The following is a 16,565-nucleotide window of genomic DNA, read 5'->3' as shown; positions in this document are numbered from 1 at the left end:
GACGCGCCGCTCTCCTCCCCGAGGACGCGCCGTTCTCCCCCGGGGACGCGCCGTGCAGTCCGGGGTGCGGGCCGCCCGAGACGGCCCGCACCCCGTCGGCGCGGACGCCCTGTTAGGGTTTGCGAGCGTCTGCCGTTGATCATGCTTTGAGGGGCGGTTGAGGGAGATCGCCATCGACGACATGACCCTCGCGGGAGTGCTGCGATTCGACCCGGAGATCTGGGTCGGCGCGGGGAGAGGCGTCCGGGAGGCCGCCGACGAGCTGGCCCGGGGCGTGGACGGGTTCCGCCGGGCGATGGACGAGCGGCCCTTCGGCCGGGACGATCTGGGCCGGGCGCTGTTCGACGGCGATCCCGGGGCGGGCGTGCCGGGGTTCGCCCGGATACGTGACGACCTGCTGGGAGACCTGGCCCTGGCGGTGAACCTGCTGCGCGGGATGGCGGCCGGAATGGTCGTCACCGGATGCGAGTACGCCGCGGCGGAGGAGGCGAACACCGGGATTCCGTACGCGCCGTCGTGCCCGGGATGGCTGAGGGACCCGGAGGTGTACCGGCTCGAACCGGGCTCGGGCGGCCTGCCCACGACCACGCCGCCGCCCGGCTTCGTGAGCCAGGCGATCTGGTTCCTGGAGTCCGTGGGATTCGGGGCGGCGTGGCCGGACGGTGACCTCGACGGGGTGTCGCGGCTGCGGGACGCCGCGACGGCGATGAGCCGCGTGGTCGAAGACGTCCGGGAGGAGATCGCCGGGCAGTCCGGGCGGGTGGTCCGGGCCGGGTCCGGATCGGCGACGGCCGTGTTCGGACGGGCCGCGCGGGTGGCGCACGGCGAGGACGGGTGGCTGGCGGACCTGCGGCGGCGGTGCGAGCACCTCGCCGACTGCGCCCGGATCGCCCACGACGCGATCGTCAAGGCCAGATGGCGGTTCGTGGCGTCCGCGGTGTTCGTGCTGACACTGATGCTCCTCGCGAGGCTGCTGGCCCCCCGGCTCGGCCCGGTGCTCGACATCGTGGTGCGAAAGCTGCTCCGGATGGAGGGCCTGGCGCTGCGGATCGTCCTGCTGATGATCCGTCAGGCCGCGCTGGGCGCGATGTTCTCCGGCGGACTGGGCGCGATCGACCAGCTGTTCGCCACCGGCACCGTCGACGCGGCGGAACTGGTCCGGGACATGTCACACGGAGCGCTCGCCGGCGGGTTGATGGCCGGCGCGCACGGCGCGCTGCCCGCGCTCCTGCGCCGGGGCGGACCCACGCTCACCGGCCTGGCCGAGGCCATGGAGTCCGCCACGTGGGAGCGGACGTTCTCCCGGACCCTGGTCGGCGGAGCGGTGAGCACGACCGTGCTGGCGACCGCGGGATGGGCCGGCGGCGCCGGCTGGGACTGGAAGCACGCCGCCGGGATGGGATTCGGCATGTCCGTGCTCAGCACCGGCGCGGGTCTCGCCGCCCGGGCATGGCCCGCCCCGAGCTACGCGAGCCTGAGGGGCAGGGACTGGAAACAGAGTCCGGCCAAGCGGTGGCACGACGTCAAGTGGGCCCTGGGGATCCTCACGATCACCGCTCCCGCGGTCTCCGTCTTCGCGCTCGCGAAGTTCGCCGAGGACCGGAGGAACCCCTTCTTCCTGCAGAAACGGGTCGGACAGTTCGGCCGCGAGTTCGACATCGCCAAGGGCCGTTCCATGTCGACGACCGACGGCAAGGACGGCAGCCTCGGCGCGTCGGACCCGCGGCGCACGAGGGTCGGCGCCCTCTGGGCGAGGACCAGCCTCGACGAGTTCGTCCAGCTGGGCTACAACGTCCTCTACAAGAAGGACATGTCGGTCATCAACGACCGGCCGCTACTGGAGTACGACAGGCGGAAAACGGTGGAGGCCCTCGGCCCCGTTCTGGGACCGCGCTGGGACGAGGCGGATCTGGCCGGGAAGCCGGGGCTGTTCGGCCCGTTCCCCAACAAGACCGTCGAACTCGGCCTCAAACCGAAGACGACGGCGTACGACGTCCAGCGGGGCTTCACGGGCCTCTGGCACGACAAGCACGCGAGCCTGGCCTCGGACCGGAAGATCCTCTGGGACTTCATCTCCACGTACTGGCAGCGCATCTCCTAGCGCCACGAAGGGATCGACACGTGCACGAGCTGAGCAGGCTGCTGGAGGCGGCCGGGCGCGGGGACTTCCCGGCCGCCGGCGGCGCCGTGGAGTTCACCGGCCAGCCGAACCCCCGTGACTGCGGCGTCATCGCGTTCACCGCGCACACCGTCGTGTTCGCCGACGTCGACCGCGCGTGGATGCGCGGCCTGCTCCCCGCCGGCGACCTGTCCGCACCGCTGAACCCGCCCTTCCTGCGCGCCCTGGAGGAACGCACCGGACGCCGGGTCGACAACGTGGACATGCTGCTGGCCGCCGGACCGCTGTCCGGCCCGCCGCCGATGCCGCTCGCGGAACTCACCGACCGCGACCACCCCCGGGTACGGCGGGCCCTGCGGCACCGCGACGACGTGCGGGTGTGGGAGGCGGACGGCGGGGTCGTGCTGCTCGGCCGGGGCGTGGCGGGCCGCTGGGAGGTGGCGGTCGAGATCGATCCCGCCCGCCAGGGCGGAGGTCTCGGCCGGCTGCTCGCGCGGGCGGGGAGGCACCTCACCGGTGAGGGGAACACCCTGTGGGCGCAGGTCGCCCCGGGCAACGCGGCCAGCGTGCGGGCCTTCCTGGCGGCGGGTTTCCGCCCCGTCGGCGCCGAGGCCCTGCTCGTACGCTGACCGTTCCCCGGCGGGAGACCGCGGGCGCCCCCGGGCGGACCGGTGAGGCGGCCCCCGCCACCGCGGCGGGCCGTACCCGCGGGGCGGGCCGTACCCACAGGGGGGCGGGCGGTGGCTCGCGTGGCGGCGCGGACGTCGTGGTCAGGGGGCGGCGCAGACGTCGCGGTACGGCACGCCGCCGAGATGCTCGCCCCACTCCCGCCGGGTGAGCGTACGGCCGGCCCGCGCGCAGACCTCGGCGGCCATCAGGCCGGGGCCGACGGGGAGTTCGTAGAGGATGCCGCCGCGTCGGATCAGGCGCAGCAGGGACCCGTCGGCGGTGAAGGCCATCTCCAGGTCGAGATACTCGGAACCGTCGTTGACCTCGATCCTCTCCCCGATCCGCTGCCGGGTGGCGGTGTCCCAGAGTTCCAGCCCCTCACCCATGTCGAGCGTGGCGAGCACGTCCCCCCGGAGGGAGAACTCCATGTCCCCGACCGGCCCGGCCCCGACGCGCAGATCGGGTGTCAGCGCGGTCGCGGTACGGATGTCCCACAGGGTCACCCGCCGGTCCCTCTCCCCGGCCGCCAGCAGCCCTCCGGCCGGGGACACGGCGATGACGTCCGTCCCGTTCGATCCGGTGTGCCCCACCCCGGTGAACTCGCCCGTCGTCACGTCGATGACGCGGCCCAGCCGCGAGTCCATGAGCCTGCCGTCGGGCAGGTAGACGATGCCGAAGACCCCGTCGTCCACCCCGACGTCGCTGATCACCCGCCCGTCGCGCGCGTCCCGCACGCTGAGCCGGATGCCGGACGCGTTGTCGAGGTTCGGGCCGTGCACCGTGGCGAGGAACCTGCCGTCCTCGCTGAAGGCCCTCCCCATCAGGGTCCGGCCGGCGGCGATCGTGTGGGTCCACAGCCTGCGCCTCGTGGCGACGTCGTAGACGTCCGTCCGGCGGCCGTTCTCCGCGAAGACGGCCACGCTCCTCCCCGGACGGTCGAAGATCACCGTGCCTCCCCCGTCCGCGACAGGGATCTCCCCGGCGAAACGGCGTCCGGGGACGTCCCACAACCGGATCCCGCCGGCCTCGGCCGTCTCGGCCGCGACCCACCGCGCGTCCGGGCTGATCCGCGTGTAGCCCAGGTCGCCGGGGATCGGCTGTCTCCGGAGCGCGGGCCGCAGGGTGAGGGCGACCACGCGGTCGCCGAGCCGGTAGCGCAGGGTCCGCCCGTCCGGGGCGAACCAGATCCCGGAGACGTCACCGGGCGCTTGGTAGCGCAGGACCAGCCGATGCGCCTGGACGTTCCACACCCGGATGTCCGGCCCCGTGAAGCCGGCCGCGAACCGGCCGTCGGCGCTGAGCCGTATCTCCGAGCCCGTGCCGAGGAGCGGTTTCATCTCCGGCCATAGCCAGTCGTCATCGTCCGTGTCCGCGTTCACGTCGGCCGCCTGTTCGGCCCGCCTGCCCGTCACGGTGTCCCACAGCTCGATCCGCTCGCCGCCGCAGACGAGGTGGCGGCCGTCCGCGCTGAAGGCGACCACGTTGAGGGTGCCGCCGCAGCCGTCCGGGAAACGGCGGTCCTCCACCAGACCGGGCATCCGCCACAGCCGGACCTTCCCGCGCCGGGTGGCCGCGACCAGCTTCCCGGACGGCGCGACGGCGAAGTCGTCCTGCTCGTTCCCCCACCCCGTACGGACGATCTTCCCCCGGTCCACGTCCCAGATCTCCCCCAGCCGGGTGACGATGAGCGAGTCCTGCTCGCCGAAGAACGGATCCGCCCAGGTGTCTCCGTCCATGACGCCCACCCGCCTGCTCCACACCTGGCGGCCGGTCCGCGTCTCCCGCACCGTGACGCGGTCGGAGGAGATGACGGCCAGCAGACGGCCGCTGCCGCTCAGAACGGCGTCCCGCATCCCCGTGGACAGCTCCGGCGCGCTCCAGGCCGCGGCCGGCCTGCCGGTCGCCACGTCGTGGACACGCACCTCCCGCTCGCCGACGGTGGCCATGACGAGGCCGTCGCCGCTCACCGTCTGCCGGGCCGTACCCGGCGTCGGCGGGGGCCGGAAGACGCCGCTCTCCGGGCGCTGGAGCGAGGACGCCAGGCTGGAACGGCTCTCCGGGCCGGGGGCGAGCCGCCAGGCGGCGACGCTGAGCAGCATGGCCTTCACCGGGTCGGTGGTGCGCAGGCCGTCGGCGGCCCGGGCGGCCTCGCGGCCGAGGACCCGGTCGCGTTCGGCGGTCACCCTGTCGCGCTGCTCGGCGGCCTGGACGCCCTGGTAGAGCGCGGCGGCCCCACCGGCCAGGGAGAGCACCAGCAGCACGGCCAGCGCCGTGGTGAGCAGCCGCCGCCGGCGGACGCGACGCCGGGTGAGCCCGCCCGCGGCGGTGAGGAAGTCGCGTTCCAGCGGGATGAGGGTCAGGTGCCGCCGTCCGGTGGCGGCCCAGCCGAGCGCCTCCTCCAGGCGGCTGCCCCGCGGCAGGTCGGCGTCACGGCGGCCGTGCGCGTCCCAGACGCGGGCGGCCCGGCCGATCTCGGCGAGGACCGGCAGCCCCTCGCGGTCGGCCTCCACCCACGACCGCAGCCGCGGCCAGGCACGCAGTACGGCGGGGCGGGCGATGGCCACCTCGCCGTCGCTCTCGGTGATGAGGTAGCCGAAGGCGTCCAGGATGCGGCGGCGGGTCTCGGGACGCTCGGGCAGCAGCTCGTCCACGGGCGCCCGCCGTACGGTCTCCAGGCCGTCGGCGTCGATCGCGACCAGCCTCAGCAGCAGCTCGGGGACGAACTCCCGCTCGTCCGGCCCGAGGGTGGCGTAGGCGTCCTCGGCCAGCGCGCCGAGGGCCGGGTCGGCGGGGCCCCGGGCGTGCAGGGCGCCGGCGCGGCGGCGGCCCGCGCCGAGCAGGTCGCCGCCAGCCGGGCCGATCCCGCCGGAGCCGTGCGCCGGACCGGCCTCCCCCGAGCCGGTCCCGCCGGAACCGTGCGCCTCCCCGGATCCGTACGCCGGACCGGCCTCCCCGAAGCCGTACGCCGGACCGGCCTCCCCGGATCCGCCGACGAGAGCGAGCAGGAGGTCGCGGACGGCGGGCCGGCGGTCGGGGTCCTTGTCCAGCGCGGTGGCCACCAGCGGACGGACGGAAGGCGGCAGCGCGCCGAGGTCGGGGTGGTGGGTCAGTACGCGGTGCATCACCGCGCCGAGGTCGTCGGCCCGGAACGGGTCCTCGCCCGTCGCGGCGAACACCATGACGCATCCCCAGGCGAACACGTCGGCCGGCGGCCCGGCGCGCTGCCCGATGAGGACCTCGGGGGCCATGTAGGCGGGGGTGCCAGCGACGGTGCCGCTCGCGGTCAGGGACATCTCCGCGGTCCGGGCGATCCCGAAGTCGATCACCCGGGGCCCGTCCGGGCCGAGCAGGACGTTGTCCGGTTTGAGGTCGCGGTGCACGACGCCGGCCTCGTGCACCGCGGTCAGCGCGGTCGCGACGGCCGTCGCCAGGCGGTGCAGGTCGTCCCCGGTGAACCGCCGCCCGGCGTGCCGCAGGCTCACGCCCTCGACGTACTCGCTGACGACGTACGGCCGGGCCGCGTCGGGGTCGGCGTCGATCACCTTGGCGGTGCAGAACGAGGCGACGCGCCGGGCCGCGGCGATCTCCTTCCGGAACCTGTCCCGCAGCGCGGGGTCGGCGGCGTGCAGCACCTTGAGGGCCACCCGGGCGCCGTCCGCGTCGTACGCCTCGTACACCACCCCCTGCCCGCCGGAGCCGATCCGTCCGGCCAGCCAGTACCCGCCGATCCGGTCGGGGTCCGCCGCGCCCAACGCTTCCATCGCGCCTCCTCGGAGGAGTTGGACGCACCCCGGGCGCCACGGGTTCGATCGGGACGCGCGGGCCCGGGGCGCCGGGCCGTACGGGGGACGGGGATCGCGCGAAGACCGGCGTCTCCCCGGGCCGTCCGCCGAACCGGCCGGGCGGTTCCGATCACGGCCCGCCGTCTTCCGCGCCGAGGAGGTCGAACGGAGGCATGACCGGGATCAACCGGGGACACGGGGCCCGGCGGGTCAGTGTGCCGCCCGGGACGGGGCCAGGCGGAAGGCGGCACAGGCCAGCAGTACCAGCACGACCGCGTCGATCGTCAGCGTCACCAGCGACCTCAGCCCCAGCCCGGCGCCCAGTGTCGCGGCCAGGCCGGCCGCCAGCAGCCCCATCGCCGCCAGCAGCCCCAGTCGCACCCCTGGGCCCGGCTGAGGTACCGGCTCGCTCAGCGGCCTGCGCCACAGCCACCAGCCGGCCCAGCCCAGCGCCGCAAGCGTGATCAGCGAACCCACCAGATGCACCCCCTCGTCCTCCAGCAGGATCGGGTCCCCGGCGGCCCCCAGCCACTCATCCAGGCGATCCCACACCAGATGGGTGGCGACCCCGACGGCGGCGGCCACCGGCCACCACGCCCAGTGCGCCGCCCGCGGCCGGCCGCGACGCCCCAGCCGCCGGGCCAGGGTCTGGGGCAGCAGAGCGCGGGCCGGAGCGGCGCACATCGTGATCACTCCCGCCAGCACCAGCGCCAGCACCACGTCGGCGGCCAGCCCGCCCGCCTGCACCCTGTGGGTGTATCCGGCATCCAGCAGCGGCCACCAGGGCCCGGGAGGGATCACCTCGATGATCCCGCCGGGGACGAAGTAGGGAAGGTCGGGGGTCATCGCCCCGGCCGCCAGCGCCACCGGCGGCAGAACGCGGCGCAACGGCACCGCGACAACCGGATGAATCAGGGTAAAAGGCACAAAAGCCAGGTTAACGGCCATATCAATCGGGCGTGGAGCCTGATGCTCCGGCATCACTCTGTGATCTCCGACGCGGGCGATCGAGGCCGGAGGGCTGGCGGCGTGGGCGACCGCCGATGAGGCCGATGAGGCCCATGGCGAGAAGGCGTGTCATGCGGACCGCCTCATCACGTGGAACCTCCTGGTGATCTCGTAGCCCGCCTTCGTGTAGAGGTGGACGGCCGGGCTGGTCTCGCCTGTCCACAGGAACCAGGACGAATGCAGCCCTTCGGCGCGCATCCTGGTCATGGTGAGGTGGAGGAGGATCTTGCCGAGGCCGGTGCCGCGCAGGCCGGGGTCGACGCCGAAGGGGCCGAAGCGCTCGGGGATGCCGCGGTAGGCCGCGTACAGGGCGAAGCCAACTATGTGATCTTTTTTCGCGATGACGATGCGTTCGGGATCGCGGTGCCGCCGGATGGCCTCGCCCCAGTCGGGGTTGAAGGCGTCGGCCGCGAAACGGATCAGCTCGGGCAGCTCGCCGACGGCGGGGCTGCGGAAGACGTACCCCTCGCGCTCGCGCTCGCCGATCAGCTCGTGCACCTCGGGCGGGGCCTGGTAGCCGACGAGAGTGCGGTCCATGGCGACCGGCGAGTAGAGCGTCCGGAAGCCGAGCTCGCCCAGCAGCCGGTATCCGCCGGGATAGAGCTCGGCGTCCGCACCCGGCAGCACGTAGTGGGGGGTGTACGACGAGAAGTCCACCTTCGTGCGGCCGAGGCCCTCCAGGAACGCCACCGCCTCGCCCACCAGCCGCCGGCCCAGGCCGCCGCCGCGGCGCTCGGGGACGACGAAGAAGAACGGGATCCATCCGGCGTCCGGCTCCAGGTCGGTGCCGGGCGCCAGGGGGATCAGGCGGCGGACGGCGTACGCGCAGCCCACCACGTCGTCCCCGTCCACGGCCACGCGCAGGCCCTCGGGGTCGAAGTTGGGGTCGAGCAGCACGCAGTCCCTGAACCAGGCGGACGTCGTCGGGTCGGCGGACATGCTGCGGTTCCAGGCGTTGACCAGCGATGTCTCATCGCCGGACCGGAAAGGGCGGACTGTGACCATGGAGAGCGGTCCTTTCACCTTTCGACACCTCTGTCACAGCCTTCCCACCGTCAACCGGTCAGGTCAAGCGGATCCATGTGAGCACTCGTACGGTCCGAACCGGGCTGACCGGTCGCCGGGTCATCATCGTGATTTTTGCCGCCGGGCCGAACTTCCGTCGCACCACGCCCATCCAACCGGTGGAGAACGGGCTTCACCGGAGGTTCCAGCGCTGACTCCAGGTGGGGCGTCCATGGAATCCGAAGGAGAATCCGATGAGGAAACTGGGAACGTACACGCTGGCCGTACTGGCCGCCGCCGGGTTCGGCCTGTCCGCCGTGCCCGCGGCGCAGGCGTCCACCACCCACCAGGCGTCCGCCGAGTCGGCCGCTTCACTGCGAGGGAGGGTCCCCACCTGCGTGGACGTCTGGTCCAAGAGCGGGAAGGTGTACAAGACCGGCTACGCGCGGAACGGCTGCAGGGGCACCCTGCACATGAAGATCGTCTGGGCGCACGGCCCGGACGGCGCCTGCCAGACGGTCCGCCCCGGAGGGACGATCTCCAGCCGCGTCCCGAGGTACCCCCGTACGTTCGACGGCGCCAAGACCTGCTGACCCGCGGCCGACGCCCGGCCCGCGACCGGTGACCGACCGGTGACCGACCGGTCGCGGGCCGGGCGCGGGCCGGTCAGGCGAGGACCGTGACCGCGGACATGTGGAGCCGTCCGGTCACCCGGTCATCCGGTCACGGCGCGGGACCATCCACGGCGTACGGCGGGAGCCGGAGCGGAGCCGCGACGTACGGCGGGAGCCTGGGTGAGGAGGCGGCGGAGCACGGCCGGGGTGTGGCCCAGATGCTCGCGGACGGTCCGGGTCAGGTGGGCCTGGTCGGCGAAGCCGAGGTCGGCGGCCAGGGCGGCGAGGCCGGGCGAGCCGTGACCACGGCGCTCCCCGCACCCGCCGTGCGGGCCGGGCCCGTCGCACCCGTCGTGCGCGCCGTACCCGGCGGGTCCGTCGCACTCGCCGCCCTCCAGTCGTTCCATCACCCGGCCGACGCGCACCCGGTTGCGGTAGCGGGTCAGTGACACGCCCATCTCCCTGGAGAACGCGCGGCTCAGCCGGTACGGGGAGACCTCCAGGAGAGCGGCCAGGGACAGGAGCGCGCCGGCCTCCGGATGGTCGGCGAGGATCGCCTCGCGGGCCGCCGCGACGACCTGGCCCGCGGCGGCCGGTCTCGTCTCCGGGGGCGCGGCGGCGCGGCCGGCCGCGGCGACGAGCCGGAGCAGCCCCTCGGCGAGCCCGTAGTCCACGTCGCCGCCCCGGGCCGCGGCGAGCAGGCGCCGGTGGGCGAGGTCCACCCGCGCGTCGACGTACACCGTCGTCCCGCCACCGGGACCACCACCGGACCGGCCGCCTCCGGACCGGCCGCCGAGGCCACCGCCGGGACCGTCCCGGAGCCCGCCGGGAAGAATGTCGCCGAGCTCCGCCCAGAGCGAGGGCGCGAGGGTCACGGACGTGCAGAGATCGCCCCCCGCGGGATGGGCGAAGCGCTCCTCCTGCCCCGGCGCTCCGAGGTAACCCACCGTCGGGTCCAGGTCGGCGGCGACCCCGTCGGCCGACCGCCGGAACCTGCCGCGCCGTACCAGGACCAGCCTCCGGTCGTCGTGGACGTCCGGCTCCGACCACCGGGTGTGGTGGGCCCGGCAGGTCACCGACGCCACGCTGAACTGGGGCCGGGCGACGAGGGTCACAGCGGAGAGCACACCGCGACGTTAGCCGGGGGGACTGACGAAACGAGCGCAAGAATCTTCAAGACGGTAACCGCCATATGGCCGACGCTGGTTATGCACGCCACGACGGCCGGTGACGGCCGGACGTGACGGCGAACGACGGCCGGCGGCCGTCCGTACGGCTCCGCCGTACGGGCCTGTCGTACGGGTCCGCCGTACGCGCCTGTCGTACGGCGGGCGACGGCCGAACACATGACCGATCACGAACCGAGGAGTCACCCATGACCGCCATCGCGGAGCCGACCGCCATCATCCTCGACTGCGCCGACCCCCGGGCGCTCGCCGGGTTCTACCGGAAGGTGACCGGCTGGGAGATCACCCACGTCGACGACGACACCGCCTACCTCGGTGACGGCCCGATCCGGCTCGCCTTCCAGCGGGTCGAGGACTACCGGGGGCCGGGCTGGCCCGACGCGGCCAAGCACGCCCACCTCGACTTCAAGGTCGCCGACGTCGAGGTGGCGGTCAAGGAACTGATGGCGCTCGGCGCGACCAGGCCGGAGTTCCAGCCGGGCGGCGGCGACTGGACGGTCCTCGCCGACCCCGAGGGCCACCCGTTCTGCGTCGCCGCGGGTTGATCCGGACCGCTCTCAGCCCCCGCCGGACCCACCCGGCGGGGGCTGCCGGTGCCGCGCACCCCGGTCCCAGAGCGCCTCCTGGCGTTGCCGCGTCCGGATGAGTTCTACCCCACGACCCGTCGGCCGGCGGTCCGGTGGAAGGACCGGCGGCCCGGCCGTCCGGCGGCCCACGAAGAGGACCGGCCGCCGACCTTGCCGAAAGGACCCGCGCCGATGACACGACGGCTCGCCGAACGCCCCGAGGACCTGCCCGCGGTGTTCGCCGAACGGTTCAACAGCGGCGACCCCGAGGCGGTCGCGGCACTGTACGAGAGCGGGGCGGTGTTCGTCCCCGAGTCGGGCGCGGCGCTGACCGGCCCTGACCTCCACGCCGCCAACGAGCGGTTCCAGTCCCCCGGGGCGCCGATCACCGTACGGCCCCGGCACGTCCACTCCGCCGGTGACGTCGCCCTGCTGGTCGTCGACTGGGTCATCGAGGGCACCGGTCCCGACGGCCTGCCGGTGCTCGTCGAGAGCACCGCCGTCGACGTCGCCCGGCGCGGAGCGGACGGGCGGTGGCGGTACGTCATCGACAGCCCCTTCGAGGGAACCCGGGCGGGCCGCGTCCGGGGATGACACGACCCGGTTCACGCGAAGACGACGTCCGGGGAGGGGGCGCCGGGGACGACGAACGCGTGGAGCCGTTCGGCCTCCCCGGCCACGGACTCGGTCTCGTCCGCCGTCAGGGGCCGGAACGGGGAGACGACGAGTGTCGTGCCGCGCAGTTCCCAGATCCCGCGCACGAAGCCGTCGACGAGGAAGGCCGGGAGCACCAGCGCCCGTCCGGGCATGACCCGGGCGCGGTCCTCGTCGCTGATGATCCGGGTGCGGTCGGCGTGCCCGAGCAGGACGTTGTCGTAGGCGGGCAGGAACCGTACCGGAGCGGGCGCGTCGTCGGCGGCGAGCGGCGCGCCGGGGAGGTCGAACAGCTCCCTGCCCTGCTCGTCGCGGAGGACGCGGAGCTCCGGGCGGAGGCGGTCGACCACCTCGCGCAGCCGGGTGATCCCGGACCACGCCTGGGCGTCCATGACACCGGCGGGCCCGAAGGCGGCCAGGTAGCGGAGGACCATCGCCTCGGCGGACGGCGCCGTCTCGACCGGCTCGCCGATCCACGCCTCGGCGAGGGCGACCTCGATCGAGGGACGGGTGCCCCATCCTCCCCAGGCTCCGGCCCGCGGGGAGGTCACCAGCGGCACCCGAAGCTCCAGGTTCCGGGTCAGCATCATGCCGTCGCGGCCCGGGTAGCGTTCGGCGAGCAGCCCGGCCAGCCTCCGGCGCGGGACGACCCGGTCTCCCAGCAGTTCCCGGCCCGTCTCGACGAGTTCCGCCGTGTCCAGCCCGGCGACCGCGGGGGCGTAGTAGGGCCCCTTCGCGGCGCGCTCGACGAAGGGCTGGATCAGCGGGCGCAGCCAGCGGAAGTCGTCCGCGGCGACCAGGTGCTGCGTACGGCGCAGCCCGGCGGAGCGCACGACGGCGCGCTCGTGCAGCAGCGACTCCAGGTCATCGTGGGTGAAGGGGTCCATCCGCGTCCAGAGCCCGACATAGGGCCAGTTGGGCTCCTGGCCCTGCAGCGCCACCAGGTGCCGCACCACCTCCAGCGCGGGCCGGGTGGTGCGGACGGCCAGGAACTGCCGGCTCAGCAGCGTTCGGTTGAGGGTACGCCGGGAGACGACGGGCACGGCGGTCATGGGACGGGGGCTCCTTCGGGATCGGCCTCGTGGAGGCCCGCCGCGCCTGGTCCGGCGCGGCGTGGCTTCGCGAGCCTAGATCCCATACCGGTCAGTTTCTTTCCGCATTGACGGAGGTTCTTCCTGGTTCTTCCTGGTTCGGCGAAGGTTCTCCGGTAGGGGCTCTCCGGCGAAGGTTCCGGACGGGGGTTCCATCGGCGAAGACCCTTGGGCGGGGGCTCCGCCGGCGGAGGCTCAGAGGCGGCCGACCCTGCCTCATCGGACCGTCGGTTTCCGCTTCTCCGCTTCCGGGGACCGCCCGCGCGGGCGGTGTTCCCCCACCGCGGCTCCCGCCGTCCCGGTGATTCGTTTCCCTTTTCACGCCCGGCCCATTCCTTGAGGCCCGGCCGGGGCGTTGCTATGGTGCGCGGGAAAGCGGGGAATGGTGAAACGCGATTTCATCGGGGGACATTCGATGCGAATACCGCGAACAATGGCCGCGAAGGCGGGGAGAACGGGTCTCGCCCTGCTCGCGGCGGGGGTGACGGCCGCGGTCTGGTCCCAGGCCGCCTGGGCGGAGCAGGACGGGATCCGGAGCGGGAACCAGGGCCGGGAGCAGGGCCGGGAGTGGCGGGGACGGGGGCAGGAGCAGGGGGGACAGGGTTACGGCCAGGCGTCCGGACGCAACGTCAGGAACGCCAACAGCGGTAAGTGCCTGCTCGTGCGCGGGGACGCCGACGGCGCGAAGGCCGCGCAGTCGGCCTGCGCCGATTATCCCGACCAGAAGTGGCGCTTCATTCTTGAGGACGCCGATTCCAGATACAAGAGATATCGACTGGTGAATGCCAACAGCGGCAAATGTCTGCTCGTGCGCGGCCCGGAGAACACCCCCGCCCTGCAGTCCGCCTGCGGCGACTACGACGACCAGATATGGGAGGTCGTCTTCGCCAGGAACGGCTACTTCCAGCTGAGGAACCTCGCCAGCCAGCAGTGCCTGGTCGTGCGGGGGGACGAGGACGGCGCCCACCCGGTCCAGGCCGACTGCGACACCGCCTACACCGACCAGTTCTGGCGGGACGAGGACGGGTCCTCGCACTGAGCCCCGCGGCCGTGTCCCGTACCGGTGGCCCGGGAGGCGAACCGACTCGCCCCCCGGGCCACCGGGCCGTCAGGAGGCGGGACCGTCGTCGGTCCAGCCGGACTCCAGCACGACGTCGGAGTTCCACACCGTGCCCGGATCCGTCCCGGCCTGGAGGCCGCCCGGCCGTACCACGACCCTCTCGGTGGCCAGCGCCTGCCCGGTCCGCTCGTCGAAGACCAGGCGGGTGCGCAGGATTCCGTCGTCCCCGGCCGCGGCCTTGCCCATGGCCGACGCCTCCGGCTCGTCGATCGTGACCGCGGTGCCCGCGCGGCCCTCGGTGTCGACGACGTCCCGGGCGACCTCGATGGACGTGAGGCCGGCGAGCATCCTGAACGCCGCGCCGCGCACCTCGGGGGTGACGGGCATGTCGGCGATCAGTCCCGTCGTCACGGTGAACAGCCAGGCGTCCCGCGACATCGGGGTGCTCGACGACTCCGTGCCGTGCCCCCTGTAGGAGCGCAGCAGCCACGCCCTGAGGGCGTCCGGCTCGGACGGCAGGGCGCGCAGGTCCCGCACGCTGACGTTGCGGCCCAGCCAGAACACCTTGTCCCCGTCGGGCAGGGCGCTGCCCGGACCCTTCTGGACGGTCCCGGGCTCGGTGGGCAGCGACAGCTTCGCCCCCTTCTTGCCCGGCACCACGACCGGGATCTCGGCCGGGGATCCGGCCTCGCGCCACGCCGCCTCGTCCTCGGGGGTGGCGGGACGCGCGCCGAGCGACTGCGAGCTGCTGTGCTGCCGCTGCTCCGGGCCGGTGGCGGACGGGGTCCAGCTCTCGGTCCGCTCCCGGTCCGCGACGGTGTAGTCCGCGCCCTCGGCCCGGAACAGGGTCCGGCGCACCGACACCGTGTGCCACCAGGCGCCGGTCCCGTCCGGCCGGCGGGCGGCCCGGTGGGCGGCGGCCAGCAGCACGGTCCGCGCGGAGAGCCGGACCTGCCCGTCCCCTGCTGAGGACCGTGAGGACTGGGAAGAGTCCGGGGACGACGCGGCCTGCCCGGTCCGCGCGGCGGACGGCGGCGGCGCCGCACCGCCGGTTCCGGTGACCGTGACGGCCACCGCGGTCACCGCGGCGACGGCTCCGGCGAGGCCGAGCCCCCACACCGGCCTCGCGATCGCCCGCCTCCCCCGCCGCGCCTGTCCCGCGCCCCTGGGCTGCGTCATGGCGCGGGTGAGCTCCGCCGTCCGGGTGCGCTCGTCGACCGGGGTGTCCCCCAGGTGCGCGGGTCGGGCGGCTCGCAGTCTGTCGATGGGATCGTTCATGACAACTCCTCGCTGAGGTTCCTCACCCGGGGCCGCGGGCTCGCCGGGTTCTCCAGGGCCCGTCCGAGCCGTTTGCGCGCGCGGTGCAGCCGTACGCGGAAGGTCGCCTGGGAGCAGCCGACGACGCGGGCCGCGTCGCGCGGGGAGAGCCCCTGCCAGGCGACCAGGACCAGGATCTCCCGGTCGTCCTCGGGCAGCTCCGCCAGCGCGGCCAGCACGCCGAGGCGCTCGGCCACCTCGTCGGCGACGTCGGCCCGCCGTACGCCGTCCCCCGTCGCCGCGGTCCAGGACCGCAGCTCGGCGCCGAACGCCTCCCGCCGCGCCTCGGCCCGCACGGTGTCGCGCAGCACGTTGCGGGCCACTCCGAGGAGCCACGGCAGAGCCGGTTCCGGCACGTCCTCCAGCCGCCGCCAGGCGATCGCGAAGGTCTCGCTCACCACCTCGTCCGCCACCTGCCGCCCGGCGCGGCTGACCACGTAGGCCCACACGCGCTGCCGGCACTCGTCGTACATGCCGGTGAACCTGCGTGAATCATCCGTCAACGCCCGGCCCCTTCCGTCCCGGATGTTCTTCTGACACCGGGAAGTGGTCCGGGCCCGCCCGTTGTTACGGGGTGCCCCGGAGAATTTCACGGCCGCGCCGGACTCCGCGCGGGGACAGGCGCTCCGTGCCGCACCGGGACGCGGACTCCGCATCCGGGTACGGACTCCGCTCCGAGCCGGATTGTCGGACCGGGTCGATACCGTCGCGAGGGCCGGTGCCGTCCCGGACCGGCGCGGGCGCGGTCCGGCGCCCGTCCCCGCGAGCGAAGGACCCGCACGTGATGGCCGACCGCAAGTACGGCGTGCCCGCGCCCGAGACCCACTCGACCATCCGGTCGGAGGACTGGGACAGCGAGGACCTCTCGGGCCGGCGATACGAACGGGTCGCCTTCGTCGACGTGGACATGACCGAGGCGACGAGCCGGGGCGCGACGTTCCACGAGTGCGTCTTCCGCGACGTGCGGTTCAACGCCTCCGTCCACTCCGACAGCGCGTTCACCAACTGCGTCTTCAGGAAATGCGTGTTCTTCGACGCGACCTTCACCGGCTGCAAGCTGGTGGGCAGCGTGTTCGGCGACTGCTCCTTCAACCTCCTGAAGGTCGAGGGCGGCGACTGGTCGTTCGCCGGCCTCCCCGGGGCCGACCTGCGCGGGGTGACCTTCCGGGACGTACGGCTGCGCGAGGCCGATCTCACCAAGGCGCGCTGTGAGGGCGCGACGCTCCGGGACGCCGACCTGTCGGGCGCCTCGCTGCACAGCGCCGACCTCACCCGCGCCGACCTGCGGGGAAGCGACCTGTCGGCCGTCGACCCCCTCGTCGTCACGCTGAAGGACGCGGTCATCGACGTACGGCAGGCCGTCACGCTCGCCCTGGCCCTGGGCCTGCAGGTCCGCTCCGACTGACCCGCCCCGCCACCATCCCCGGCCCACCGCTCCGGCGGCACCGGCCCGATCCCGTACGGCCCGCTCAGGAGAGACTCCGGCCGGAACG

Annotated in this window: 14 protein-coding genes; 7 read left to right on the top strand and 7 right to left on the bottom strand. The window is 73.9% G+C overall.

The window, feature by feature from the left end; all coding sequences use genetic code 11:
* Positions 1–157: 157 nt before the first annotated feature.
* Positions 158–2,101: a sugar transferase gene (locus ACZ6W9_RS24650; RefSeq protein ID WP_389957557.1), complete on the top strand. Its 1,944-nt coding sequence runs from the start codon at positions 158–160 to the stop codon at positions 2,099–2,101.
* Between the two features lie 20 nt (positions 2,102–2,121).
* The gene (locus ACZ6W9_RS24645; RefSeq protein WP_470119814.1) at positions 2,122–2,748 is read left to right on the top strand and encodes a GNAT family N-acetyltransferase; all 627 of its coding nucleotides are present in this window, start codon (positions 2,122–2,124) and stop codon (positions 2,746–2,748) included.
* 141 nt (positions 2,749–2,889) lie between these two features.
* Here the strand turns inward: ACZ6W9_RS24645 and ACZ6W9_RS24640 are convergent, their stop codons facing one another.
* From ACZ6W9_RS24640 to ACZ6W9_RS24630, 3 genes are all read right to left on the bottom strand, one after another.
* On the bottom strand, positions 2,890–6,549 hold the full coding sequence (locus ACZ6W9_RS24640) for a protein kinase domain-containing protein (protein WP_470119812.1): 3,660 nt from the start codon (positions 6,547–6,549) through the stop codon (positions 2,890–2,892).
* A gap of 231 nt (positions 6,550–6,780) precedes the next feature.
* Positions 6,781–7,518 (bottom strand): DUF4184 family protein, encoded by a 738-nt coding sequence (locus tag ACZ6W9_RS24635; protein WP_470119980.1) that lies wholly within the window; start codon positions 7,516–7,518, stop codon positions 6,781–6,783.
* Between the two features lie 129 nt (positions 7,519–7,647).
* Positions 7,648–8,583 carry a GNAT family N-acetyltransferase gene (locus ACZ6W9_RS24630; RefSeq protein WP_470119810.1) on the bottom strand — a complete coding sequence of 312 codons (936 nt, stop codon included), beginning with the start codon at positions 8,581–8,583 and terminating at the stop codon, positions 7,648–7,650.
* A gap of 254 nt (positions 8,584–8,837) precedes the next feature.
* On the opposite strand from ACZ6W9_RS24630, the gene ACZ6W9_RS24625 reads away from it, so the two are divergent.
* The gene (locus tag ACZ6W9_RS24625; RefSeq protein ID WP_389957572.1) at positions 8,838–9,176 is read left to right on the top strand and encodes a hypothetical protein; all 339 of its coding nucleotides are present in this window, start codon (positions 8,838–8,840) and stop codon (positions 9,174–9,176) included.
* Positions 9,177–9,298: 122 nt separating this feature from the next.
* Here the strand turns inward: ACZ6W9_RS24625 and ACZ6W9_RS24620 are convergent, their stop codons facing one another.
* Positions 9,299–10,324 (bottom strand): helix-turn-helix domain-containing protein, encoded by a 1,026-nt coding sequence (locus ACZ6W9_RS24620; RefSeq protein ID WP_470119808.1) that lies wholly within the window; start codon positions 10,322–10,324, stop codon positions 9,299–9,301.
* 248 nt (positions 10,325–10,572) lie between these two features.
* On the opposite strand from ACZ6W9_RS24620, the gene ACZ6W9_RS24615 reads away from it, so the two are divergent.
* Both ACZ6W9_RS24615 and ACZ6W9_RS24610 read left to right on the top strand, forming a co-directional pair.
* Positions 10,573–10,929: a VOC family protein gene (locus tag ACZ6W9_RS24615; protein WP_389957578.1), complete on the top strand. Its 357-nt coding sequence runs from the start codon at positions 10,573–10,575 to the stop codon at positions 10,927–10,929.
* A gap of 213 nt (positions 10,930–11,142) precedes the next feature.
* The gene (locus ACZ6W9_RS24610; RefSeq protein WP_389957581.1) at positions 11,143–11,544 is read left to right on the top strand and encodes a YybH family protein; all 402 of its coding nucleotides are present in this window, start codon (positions 11,143–11,145) and stop codon (positions 11,542–11,544) included.
* A gap of 11 nt (positions 11,545–11,555) precedes the next feature.
* On the opposite strand, the gene ACZ6W9_RS24605 is transcribed toward ACZ6W9_RS24610, so the two are convergent.
* On the bottom strand, positions 11,556–12,656 hold the full coding sequence (locus ACZ6W9_RS24605) for a winged helix DNA-binding domain-containing protein (protein WP_389957584.1): 1,101 nt from the start codon (positions 12,654–12,656) through the stop codon (positions 11,556–11,558).
* Between the two features lie 472 nt (positions 12,657–13,128).
* Here ACZ6W9_RS24605 and ACZ6W9_RS24600 point away from each other — a divergent pair, with 472 nt between their 5' ends.
* Positions 13,129–13,734 (top strand): RICIN domain-containing protein, encoded by a 606-nt coding sequence (locus tag ACZ6W9_RS24600; protein WP_389957587.1) that lies wholly within the window; start codon positions 13,129–13,131, stop codon positions 13,732–13,734.
* Between the two features lie 69 nt (positions 13,735–13,803).
* On the opposite strand, the gene ACZ6W9_RS24595 is transcribed toward ACZ6W9_RS24600, so the two are convergent.
* Positions 13,804–15,033 carry a CU044_5270 family protein gene (locus ACZ6W9_RS24595; protein WP_389957590.1) on the bottom strand — a complete coding sequence of 410 codons (1,230 nt, stop codon included), beginning with the start codon at positions 15,031–15,033 and terminating at the stop codon, positions 13,804–13,806.
* Positions 15,030–15,575: an RNA polymerase sigma factor gene (locus ACZ6W9_RS24590; RefSeq protein WP_389957593.1), complete on the bottom strand. Its 546-nt coding sequence runs from the start codon at positions 15,573–15,575 to the stop codon at positions 15,030–15,032. The genes ACZ6W9_RS24595 and ACZ6W9_RS24590 overlap by 4 nt, the downstream gene beginning before the upstream one ends.
* Positions 15,576–15,856: 281 nt before the next feature.
* Here ACZ6W9_RS24590 and ACZ6W9_RS24585 point away from each other — a divergent pair, with 281 nt between their 5' ends.
* On the top strand, positions 15,857–16,477 hold the full coding sequence (locus tag ACZ6W9_RS24585) for a pentapeptide repeat-containing protein (protein ID WP_389957596.1): 621 nt from the start codon (positions 15,857–15,859) through the stop codon (positions 16,475–16,477).
* The last annotated feature ends 88 nt before the right edge of the window (positions 16,478–16,565 follow it).

The organism is Streptosporangium sp. NPDC053982 (assembly GCF_055585205.1).
This window is presented reverse-complemented; position numbering and strand designations above follow the sequence as displayed.

Coding starts and splice junctions, on each gene's coding strand:
- ACZ6W9_RS24640 (WP_470119812.1), bottom strand. CDS start 6,549: ATGGAAGCGTTGGGCGCGGCGGACCCCGACCGGATCGGCGGGTACTGG.
- ACZ6W9_RS24635 (WP_470119980.1), bottom strand. CDS start 7,518: ATGGCCGTTAACCTGGCTTTTGTGCCTTTTACCCTGATTCATCCGGTT.
- ACZ6W9_RS24630 (WP_470119810.1), bottom strand. CDS start 8,583: ATGGTCACAGTCCGCCCTTTCCGGTCCGGCGATGAGACATCGCTGGTC.
- ACZ6W9_RS24625 (WP_389957572.1), top strand. CDS start 8,838: ATGAGGAAACTGGGAACGTACACGCTGGCCGTACTGGCCGCCGCCGGG.
- ACZ6W9_RS24615 (WP_389957578.1), top strand. CDS start 10,573: ATGACCGCCATCGCGGAGCCGACCGCCATCATCCTCGACTGCGCCGAC.
- ACZ6W9_RS24610 (WP_389957581.1), top strand. CDS start 11,143: ATGACACGACGGCTCGCCGAACGCCCCGAGGACCTGCCCGCGGTGTTC.
- ACZ6W9_RS24605 (WP_389957584.1), bottom strand. CDS start 12,656: ATGACCGCCGTGCCCGTCGTCTCCCGGCGTACCCTCAACCGAACGCTG.
- ACZ6W9_RS24600 (WP_389957587.1), top strand. CDS start 13,129: ATGGCCGCGAAGGCGGGGAGAACGGGTCTCGCCCTGCTCGCGGCGGGG.
- ACZ6W9_RS24595 (WP_389957590.1), bottom strand. CDS start 15,033: ATGAACGATCCCATCGACAGACTGCGAGCCGCCCGACCCGCGCACCTG.
- ACZ6W9_RS24585 (WP_389957596.1), top strand. CDS start 15,857: ATGGCCGACCGCAAGTACGGCGTGCCCGCGCCCGAGACCCACTCGACC.